Here is a 415-nt window from a genome sequence, read left to right as displayed (position 1 = left end):
GCTGGTGGCGCTGCTCACGCTCGCGCTCACCGTGGTGCTGTACGTGTTCATCCCCAAGGGGCTCTTCCCCACGCAGGACACGGGCCAGCTGCAGGGACGGCTGGTGGCCTCGCAGGACGTGTCGTTCGAGCGCATGAGCACCCTGCAGCAGGCCGCCGCGCGCGAGATCCTGCAGGACCCGGATGTGGCTTCGCTCAGCTCCTTCGTCGGCGTGGACGGCGCCAACAACACCATGCTGAACACCGGCCGCATGCTCATCAACCTGAAGCCCGGCCGCGATGCCCAGGACACGGTGATGCAGCGGCTGCGCGACCGGGCGGCGTCGGTCGCGGGCGTCACGCTCTACCTGCAGCCCACGCAGGACCTGTCGATCGATGCCGAGACGGGCCCCACCGAATACCGCGCCACCCTCGGC

The 415-nt window shown here is 69.6% G+C and carries 1 protein-coding gene; it reads left to right on the top strand.

The genetic code is table 11. The annotated features are described in order from the left end of the window. A partial coding sequence (locus GVN67_RS29355) for an efflux RND transporter permease subunit (RefSeq protein WP_200845467.1) occupies positions 1-415 on the top strand: 415 nt, incomplete at both ends.

Source organism: Roseomonas sp. 18066, from assembly GCF_902706185.1.
Lineage (GTDB): Bacteria > Pseudomonadota > Alphaproteobacteria > Acetobacterales > Acetobacteraceae > Pseudoroseomonas.
This window is presented reverse-complemented; position numbering and strand designations above follow the sequence as displayed.